The organism is Allobosea sp. 01N443, from assembly GCF_056399325.1.
Genome location: NZ_JBFTRC010000247.1, coordinates 1 through 7199 on the forward strand (window position 1 = coordinate 1; position 7199 = coordinate 7199).

Genomic DNA, 7199 nt, shown 5'->3' on the forward strand with positions numbered 1-7199 from the left:
GTCTGCCGCTGCGAAGAGATCAGCGCTGGCGAGGTTCGCCGCGCGGTCGGTCATTTCGAGATCAGCGAGCTCAATCGGCTGAAGGCCGTCAGCCGGATCGGCATGGGCCGTTGCCAGGGGCGGATCTGCGGCAGCGTGGCGGCCGAGCTTCTCGCCGGAGAGACGGGCCGGGGAATCGACGCTGTCGGCCGGCTGCGGAGCCAGGCGCCGGTCAAGCCGATCCCCCTCGCGTTGACGATGGCCGAGACCGGTGCGGAGGCCGCGGAATGAGCCGGCGTCTTGATGTCGATGTCGCCATCATTGGCGGCGGCCTGGTCGGCAGTTCGGCGGCTCTTGCGCTGCGCGGCATGGGCATGTCGGTGGCGCTGCTCGACAAGGGCTTTTGTGGCGCGCAGGCGAGCGGCGTAAACTATGGCGGTGTGCGTCGCCAGGGACGGCCGCTCGAGCAGTTGCCGCTGTCTCAGCGCGCGCATGCCATCTGGCCGCGGCTGCAGGCGTTGATCGGCATCGATGGCGAGTTCCTGCGCTCCGGCCACCTCAAGCTCGCGCGCGACGAGGCCGACATGGCTGCACTTGAAGCCTATGCCGAGACAGTTGCCGGACAGGGGCTCGGTCTCGAGCTGATTGGCCATAACGGCCTGCGCGAGCGCTTCGGCTGGGTCGGCGGCGACGTGTTCGGCGCCTCCTTCTGCGCCGGCGACGGCCATGCCAATCCGCGACTGGTCTCGACCGGCTTTGCCAGCGCAGCGCGCCGTGTCGGTGTCCATGTGCTGGAGAACACGCCGGTGAAGGGCGTAACGCGCAACGGTGCGGGCTTCGCGCTGGAAGCGGGCGATGATCTCTCGCTGAGCGCGCGTTTCGTCATCAACAGCGCGGGCGCCTGGGCTGACAGCTTCGCTGCGGCATTTGGCGAGCCTGTGCCGCTTGCGCGCATCTATCCCTCGATGGTGGTGACCGAGCCGCTCGAGGCGATCATGACCGCCAATATCGGCATGGAGGGCGGCGGCATCTATGCCCGGCAGGTCGAGCGCGGCAATTGCGTCGTCGGCGGCGAACGCGCCTTGCCCCTGGACGATCCCGATTTCTCGCGCCCACGCGGCGAGGGCGCGCTTGCCATCATGAACCGCGCGGCCGAACTCTTCCCGGGCCTGCGCCACGCCCATGCCATCCGCTTCTGGAGCGGCACCGAGGGAGCGATACCCGATCGCAACCCGGTGATCGGGCCGAGCCTGACGACACCCGGCCTGATCCACGCCTTCGGCTTCACCGGGGCCGGCTTTCAGATCGCTCCCGGCGTCGGCGAGGTCCTCGCCGAACTTGTCCGCGACGGGCGCAGCACGACGCCCATCGACGCGTTCACGATCGGACGCTTCGCGCCCGTTCCGATTTCGACCCGCACAGACCGAGGCTCGGGTGCGGGAGAAGCATCAGAGCCACCACACACAAGGGAGACACGTTCATGATCAACCGCCGTACCGCTCTGGCGAGCACTGTCGCCGCATTTGCCGTCGTCGCCTCCGGCGCCGCCATGGCGCAGTCCAAGACGCTCTATGTCGGCATGAATGGCGGCAATTTCGAGCGCACCTTCACGCAGGCTGTCTTCCCCGAGTTCGAGAAGGCCAATGACGTCAAGATCGTCGTCGTGCCGGGCACTTCCTCGGACATCCTGGCCAAGGCGACTGCGGCCAAGGACAAGCCGCAGATGCATGTGATGTTCCTCGATGACGGCGTCATGGTGCGCGCGATCGGCGCCGGCCTCTGCGAAAAGCTGAAGCCCGGTCCGGAGCTGGCCGAGCTTGCTCAGGGCACCCGGATGAAGGACGACATGGCAGTCGGTATCGACCTCGGCATGACCGGGCTCGCCTATAACAAGAAGATGTTCGACGAGAAGGGCTGGGCTGCGCCGACTTCGTGGATGGATCTCGCCGACCCGAAGTTCAAGGGCAAGGTCGTGTTCCAGTCGGCCTCGGCGTCGTCCTTCGGTCTGCACGCCTTCCTGATGTTCAACCGTATCCAGGGCGGCAACGAGACCAATGTCGAGCCGGGCTTCAGCAAGTTCCGCGACCTGATCGGCAAGAACGTGCTCGAGTTCATCCCGAGCTCGGCCAAGATCTCGGAAATGGTCCAGACCGGCGAAGCAGCGATCTTCCCGCTGACGCCGACGGCGGTCGCGACCTTGAAGGAAAAGGGCATTGCGGCGGAATATGCCCAGCCGAAGGAAGGGTCCGTCGTGCTGATGGTGGCGCAATGCGTCATCGCCAATAACTCGGAGCCGGAGCTGGCACAGAAGCTGGCGGCCTATCTGCTTTCGGCCGATGCGCAGAGCAAGGCGCTGGCTGCCGGCAATGTCGTGCCTTCCAACACCAAGGCAAAGGCCACGACGCCGGAGGCCGAGGAGAAGCTCAAGGCCTTCCACGCCAACATGAAGACCGCAGTGACGCTGGACTGGGATGCGATCAACGCCAAGCGCCCGGAATGGAACAGCCGCTGGAACAAGATGATCGAACGCTGAGCCTGAGGCCCGGCTTCCACGGCGCGCGGTCGGTTCGACCGTGCGCCGTTCTCGTTTCAGGACTTGCCGATCAGGACTTGCCGCCCCGCTCGTCGACGAGCCCGCGCAGGGCTTCGATATGAAGATTGCCCGCCTTCAGTGCCTTGCTCTCGACAGCGCGGTAATGCGCCACGACCTCGCGTCCGAGCGGCGTCAGATGCGCTCCACCGCCCTTGCTGCCGCCGGGCTGGGCTTCCACAAGCGGTTGCCGGAACATCCTGTTGAGTTCGTCGACCAATAGCCAGGCTCGCCTGTAGGACATGGTCATCGCCCGTCCCGCTGCAGAAATCGAGCCCGTCTGCTCGACAGCTTCGAGCAACTCGACCTTGCCCGGGCCGAGTCGGCCGCCGGGCGAGAAGTCGAGCCTGAGGCTGAGTTCGACGGCGGGGGGCGGCGGCGTTTCGGGCATTCAGGCGTCCTTGTTGCGCAACCAGTCTAGCCGGCTTCGGTCAGGCCCGCATCGTCGTTTCCCGCCGCATAGCCATATATGCCGAACTACAGCGCAATGGCACCGCCAGTCTCCATTGCATGCGGCAGGACATCGTCAGGGCGCATCGACCGAGACGCTTTTGATGACCGCATAGATCGGGCTGCCCGGTTTCAGCCCAAGCTGAGACACCGATTTCGTGGTCAGCCGGGCAACGAGCATGGCGCCATTGCAATCGATGCGCAGGTCGACGGCGGCTCCCTCCGTTCCGCGCCCCATGCCGACCTCGGCAATGGTACCCGGCAGCACATTGAGTGCACTGATGCCTTCCAGCGGGTTGAGGCTGAGGAGAACGTCGCTGGCGAGGATGCGGACGCGCAGCCGCGCTCCCGCGCGCAGACCGGGACGCGCGACAAAGAGCCGGCCTGCCTGGGTCGACAGCGTCGCCAGGTGATGGACAGGGTCAAGACCCGTGACTTCGGCGTCGAGTACGGCGCTCGCTTCCGGCGCCCCGGGCAGCATCGCGACATCGAGCCGCGACATCACCTCGGCCGTCGGGCCCGACGCCTTGACCGCGCCCTGGTCGACGATGACCAGATTCGTCGCAAGGCGTGCGACCTCGGCCGCCGAATGCGAGACATAGACGATCGGCAGGCCCATCTCGTCGCGCAATCGCTCGATATAGGGCAGAATCTCGGCCTTGCGTGCTTCGTCAAGCGAAGCGAGCGGCTCGTCCATCAAGAGCAGGCGCGGCCTTGCCAGCAGGGCTCGGCCGATCGCCACGCGCTGCTTCTCGCCGCCGGAGAGCCCCGCGGGGCGGCGCTCCAGCAAATGGCCGATGCCGAGCAGTTCGAGTACGCTTGCAATCTCGGTGCCGTCATGGCCGTGGTGCCGGGCGAACCAGCGTCCGAAGAGCAGGTTCTGGCGGACGGTGAGATGCGGGAACAGCCGCGCTTCCTGGAAGACATAGCCGATCCGGCGGCGATGTTTGGGGACGAAGATGCCGCGGTCGGTATCGACCAGGGTTTCGCCGGCGACGACGATCCGGCCACGTGTCGGGCGGATCAGGCCGCCGATGACATTGACCAGCGAGGTCTTGCCCGAGCCGGAGCGCCCGAAGAGAGCCGTCAGACCGCCATCCGCAGTGAAGCGGGCGTCGAGCAGGAAGTTCCCGAGCCGATGCTCAACCGCGACATCGAGAGCCGGTGTCATTCGATCGCGATCCGGCGCCCGACAAACCGCGCCATCGCCTCGGAGGCAAACAGTGCGATGACGGATATGGCAATCGAGATCAGCGTCAGCCGCATGGCTCCGGCCTCGCCTCCCGGCACCTGGGTGAAGGTGTAGATCGCCGAGGGCAGAGTCTGGGTCTCGCCGGGGATGTTCGAGACGAAGGTGATGGTTGCGCCGAACTCGCCCATCGCCTTGGCGAAGCTCAGGATCATGCCAACGACGATGCCGGGCAGGCACAGCGGCAGGGTCACGGCGAGGAAGACCCAGAGCGGACTGGCGCCAAGGGTGCCGGCGGCATCCTCCAACTTGCGATCGACGGCCTCGATCGAGAGCCGGATCGCCCGCACCATAAGCGGAAAGCCCATCACCCCGGCGGCAAGCGCGGCACCGGTCCAGCGGAAGGACAGGACGATGCCGAACCAGTCATAGAGGAACTGCCCGATCGGGCCGCGCCGTCCGAAGCCGATCAGCAGCAGGTAGCCGGTCACGACAGGCGGCATGATCAGCGGCAGATGCACGAGGGCGTCCAGGAGCGACTTGCCCCAGAAACGGCCTCGCGCCAGCAGGAACGCGATCGCGATGCCGATCGGCAGGCTCGCGATCGTGGCCGTCGTTGCGACAAGCAGGCTGAGCCTGACCGCCGTCCACTCCTCAGGGGACAGCCAGTCGCTCACGAAGAGCTGGCAGCCTTGTTCAGCACCGTGAAGCCCTGCTTCTCGAAGGCGCCCTTTGCCGCGGGACCGCGCAGATAGGTCAGGAAGGCCTGGGCGTCAGCATTGGCCGAGTCCTTGGTCACCGCGACCGGATAGATGATCGGCGGGTGCGAGTCCTCGGGGAAAGTGGCGACAACCTTGACCTGCGGGTCCGCGGCGGCATCGGTGGTGTAGACGATGCCGAGCGGCGCCTCGCCGCGCGAGACCAGCAGCAGGGCGGCACGAACGTTGTCGGCCTGTGCCACCTTGTCCTTGATCTTGTCCCAGCCGCCGAGCTTCTCGAGCGCAGCCTTGCCGTATTTGCCGGCGGGCACGGAATCGACATTGCCCATGGCGAGCCGGCCGGAGCCGAGCACGGTGGCCAGATCGACGCCTGGCTTCAGTTCGACCTTGGCAGCCGAATCCTTGGCGGCGATGAGCGCGATCCGGTTGGCCAGCAGACTGACGCGGGTGTCAGACTTGATCAGGTTCTTCGAGGCCGCGTAATCCATCCAGTCGAGATCCGCCGACATGAAGATATCGGCTGGTGCGCCCTGTTCGATCTGCTTGGCCAGCGCGTTGCTCGCCGCGTAGGAGATCTTTGGCGCCGGCTTGCCGCTTTCCTTGACCCAGCTGGCCGCGGCCTCGTCGAGCGCATTCTTGAGGCTCGCAGCCGCGAAAATGACGAGCTCCTTGCTCTGTGCCTGGGCCTTGCCAGAGACAGTGGCCATTCCGAAAAGGAAGGCTGCGGCAAGGCCGAGTACGTGGCGGCGGGTTGTCATGGTCGCGTTCCCTCGAAATCGCAATCGCTGTGCATCGTGGAATATAGCGATCGTTGCGTGGCGTCGAGAGCCGTGTCAATCACCATGAGTGAGGGGATGGCCCTCCGGACATGCTGAGGAGAAAGCTCGTGAAGATCAGCGCCCGCAATCAGCTCAAGGGAAAGATCGTCGAGATCACGAAGGGCGCGACGACCGCCCATGTCCGCATCGACATCGGCGGAGCGATCGTGACCTCGGCCATCACCAACGCAGCGGTCGACGAGCTCAAGCTCACGGTCGGGCAGCAGGCCTACGCCGTGGTGAAGGCCTCCGACGTGATGGTCGCGATCGACTGACGGCGATGGTGCGCGAGAACGAGATCCGCGACCACGAGGTTGCGGTCGCGCCGCCCGTGGCGAGCGATGCCGGACTGGTCTTCATTGGCAGAATCCGGACGCCGTGGAGTTCTCGGTTGACCTGCCCGCGCCAGGGGCGGATCGATGGGCCGCTCTGTCGGATCGAGCTGTTCGAGCCCTGGGATGCGGCGCTTGCCGGGATCGAGCGCTTCGAGCGCCTGGAGGTGCTGTACTGGCTGCACCGGTCCCGACGCGACCTCGTGCTTCAGAGTCCTGCAAGTGACGGGCAGACCCACGGCACTTTCGCGCTTCGCTCCCCCGTCAGGCCCAATCCGATCGGCACCTCGATCGTCACGCTGGCCGCCCGGGAGGGGCCGGTGCTGCTGGTCCGTGGGCTCGATTGTCTCGACGGGACGCCGCTGCTCGACCTCAAGCCCGACCGCACGCTGTTCACGGCGATCGCGCCCGCTCAGCCGGGCGATTTCGAGGTCGGCGGTTAGTCTCGGGAGCCGCCGCCCGGTGGGTGCTTGTGGATCGGGTCGATCCAATAGACCTCTTCAGGCGCCTCGACCGGGTCGACATCGGTGATGTTGACCACTACGGCCTCGTTGTCGGAACGCACCAGCACGCATTCGAGAGGCTCGTCCGGATTGGCGTTGATCTCCTGGTGCGGCACGAAGGGCGGCACGTAGATGAAGTCGCCCGGCCCGGCCTCCGCGACGAATTCGAGCCTCTCGCCCCAACGCATGCGGGCCTTGCCGCGCACGACATAGATCACGCTTTCCAGCTCGCCATGATGATGCACACCGGTCTTGGCATTGGGCTGGATCGAGACCGTGCCGGCCCAGATCTTTTGCGCACCGACCCGGGCGTGGTTGATCGCAGCCTGCCGGAACATGCCAGGCGTCTGGGCGGTGTTGGGATCGAGCTTGTCGCCGGTGATGACGCGCACGCCGTCATGTTTCCAGCGTGGCTCGTCATGGTCGTGCGAATGCGGGTGATCGTGCTCGGCCATCGCAGGCTCCTTCCATCCGGGAAGGCTAGTCCGATGGGCGCTGCTGGCAAGCCTCAATACCGGATCACGCCAAAACGCCTGAAGGCGTCGTGGATGCGGTCGGCATAGGCGTTGAAGCTCGGGTAGTCGCCGAGATGGGCGGGGCGTAGCCGCGGCAGCTCGAT

General features: G+C 66.0%; 10 protein-coding genes. 5 read left to right on the plus strand and 5 right to left on the minus strand.

The window, feature by feature from the left end; genetic code table 11:
- The 3 genes from AC1DRP_RS33240 to AC1DRP_RS33250 all read left to right on the plus strand — a co-directional run.
- On the plus strand, nucleotides 1–270 hold a 270-nt coding region (locus tag AC1DRP_RS33240), incomplete at its 5' end, for a (2Fe-2S)-binding protein (protein ID WP_476770756.1).
- Nucleotides 267–1463: an NAD(P)/FAD-dependent oxidoreductase gene (locus tag AC1DRP_RS33245; RefSeq protein ID WP_441505845.1), complete on the plus strand. Its 1197-nt coding sequence runs from the start codon at nucleotides 267–269 to the stop codon at nucleotides 1461–1463. The genes AC1DRP_RS33240 and AC1DRP_RS33245, both read left to right, overlap by 4 nt.
- Nucleotides 1460–2512, plus strand: coding sequence for a polyamine ABC transporter substrate-binding protein (locus AC1DRP_RS33250; RefSeq protein WP_069880423.1), 1053 nt, complete (start codon nucleotides 1460–1462; stop codon nucleotides 2510–2512). The genes AC1DRP_RS33245 and AC1DRP_RS33250 overlap by 4 nt, the downstream gene beginning before the upstream one ends.
- 70 nt (nucleotides 2513–2582) lie before the next feature.
- Here the strand turns inward: AC1DRP_RS33250 and AC1DRP_RS33255 are convergent, their stop codons facing one another.
- The 4 genes from AC1DRP_RS33255 to modA form a co-directional block, all read right to left on the minus strand.
- Nucleotides 2583–2960 carry a winged helix-turn-helix domain-containing protein gene (locus tag AC1DRP_RS33255; protein WP_441489866.1) on the minus strand — a complete coding sequence of 126 codons (378 nt, stop codon included), beginning with the start codon at nucleotides 2958–2960 and terminating at the stop codon, nucleotides 2583–2585.
- Between the two features lie 135 nt (nucleotides 2961–3095).
- Nucleotides 3096–4190: a molybdenum ABC transporter ATP-binding protein gene (gene modC / locus AC1DRP_RS33260; protein ID WP_441489867.1), complete on the minus strand. Its 1095-nt coding sequence runs from the start codon at nucleotides 4188–4190 to the stop codon at nucleotides 3096–3098.
- The gene (gene modB / locus AC1DRP_RS33265; RefSeq protein ID WP_441489868.1) at nucleotides 4187–4885 is read right to left on the minus strand and encodes a molybdate ABC transporter permease subunit; all 699 of its coding nucleotides are present in this window, start codon (nucleotides 4883–4885) and stop codon (nucleotides 4187–4189) included. The genes modC and modB overlap by 4 nt, the downstream gene beginning before the upstream one ends.
- The gene (gene modA, locus AC1DRP_RS33270; protein WP_441489869.1) at nucleotides 4882–5685 is read right to left on the minus strand and encodes a molybdate ABC transporter substrate-binding protein; all 804 of its coding nucleotides are present in this window, start codon (nucleotides 5683–5685) and stop codon (nucleotides 4882–4884) included. Before modA ends, modB begins: the two co-directional genes overlap by 4 nt.
- 128 nt (nucleotides 5686–5813) lie before the next feature.
- Between modA and AC1DRP_RS33275 the strand changes: the two genes are divergently transcribed.
- Together AC1DRP_RS33275 and tsaA are read left to right on the plus strand one after the other, a co-directional pair.
- Complete coding sequence (locus tag AC1DRP_RS33275; protein ID WP_441479394.1) at nucleotides 5814–6020, plus strand: TOBE domain-containing protein; 207 nt, start codon at nucleotides 5814–5816, stop codon at nucleotides 6018–6020.
- 5 nt (nucleotides 6021–6025) lie between these two features.
- A complete protein-coding gene (gene tsaA / locus AC1DRP_RS33280) occupies nucleotides 6026–6520 on the plus strand; it encodes a tRNA (N6-threonylcarbamoyladenosine(37)-N6)-methyltransferase TrmO (protein WP_441489870.1) in 495 nt (164 codons plus the stop codon).
- Here the strand turns inward: tsaA and AC1DRP_RS33285 are convergent.
- A complete protein-coding gene (locus AC1DRP_RS33285) occupies nucleotides 6517–7035 on the minus strand; it encodes a cupin domain-containing protein (RefSeq protein WP_441489871.1) in 519 nt (172 codons plus the stop codon). The two genes, tsaA and AC1DRP_RS33285, sit on opposite strands and share 4 nt — an antisense overlap.
- Between the last annotated feature and the right edge of the window lie 164 nt (nucleotides 7036–7199).

Coding starts and splice junctions, on each gene's coding strand:
- tsaA (WP_441489870.1), top strand. CDS start 6,026: ATGGTGCGCGAGAACGAGATCCGCGACCACGAGGTTGCGGTCGCGCCG.
- modC (WP_441489867.1), bottom strand. CDS start 4,190: ATGACACCGGCTCTCGATGTCGCGGTTGAGCATCGGCTCGGGAACTTC.
- AC1DRP_RS33245 (WP_441505845.1), top strand. CDS start 267: ATGAGCCGGCGTCTTGATGTCGATGTCGCCATCATTGGCGGCGGCCTG.
- modA (WP_441489869.1), bottom strand. CDS start 5,685: ATGACAACCCGCCGCCACGTACTCGGCCTTGCCGCAGCCTTCCTTTTC.
- AC1DRP_RS33255 (WP_441489866.1), bottom strand. CDS start 2,960: ATGCCCGAAACGCCGCCGCCCCCCGCCGTCGAACTCAGCCTCAGGCTC.
- AC1DRP_RS33250 (WP_069880423.1), top strand. CDS start 1,460: ATGATCAACCGCCGTACCGCTCTGGCGAGCACTGTCGCCGCATTTGCC.
- AC1DRP_RS33285 (WP_441489871.1), bottom strand. CDS start 7,035: ATGGCCGAGCACGATCACCCGCATTCGCACGACCATGACGAGCCACGC.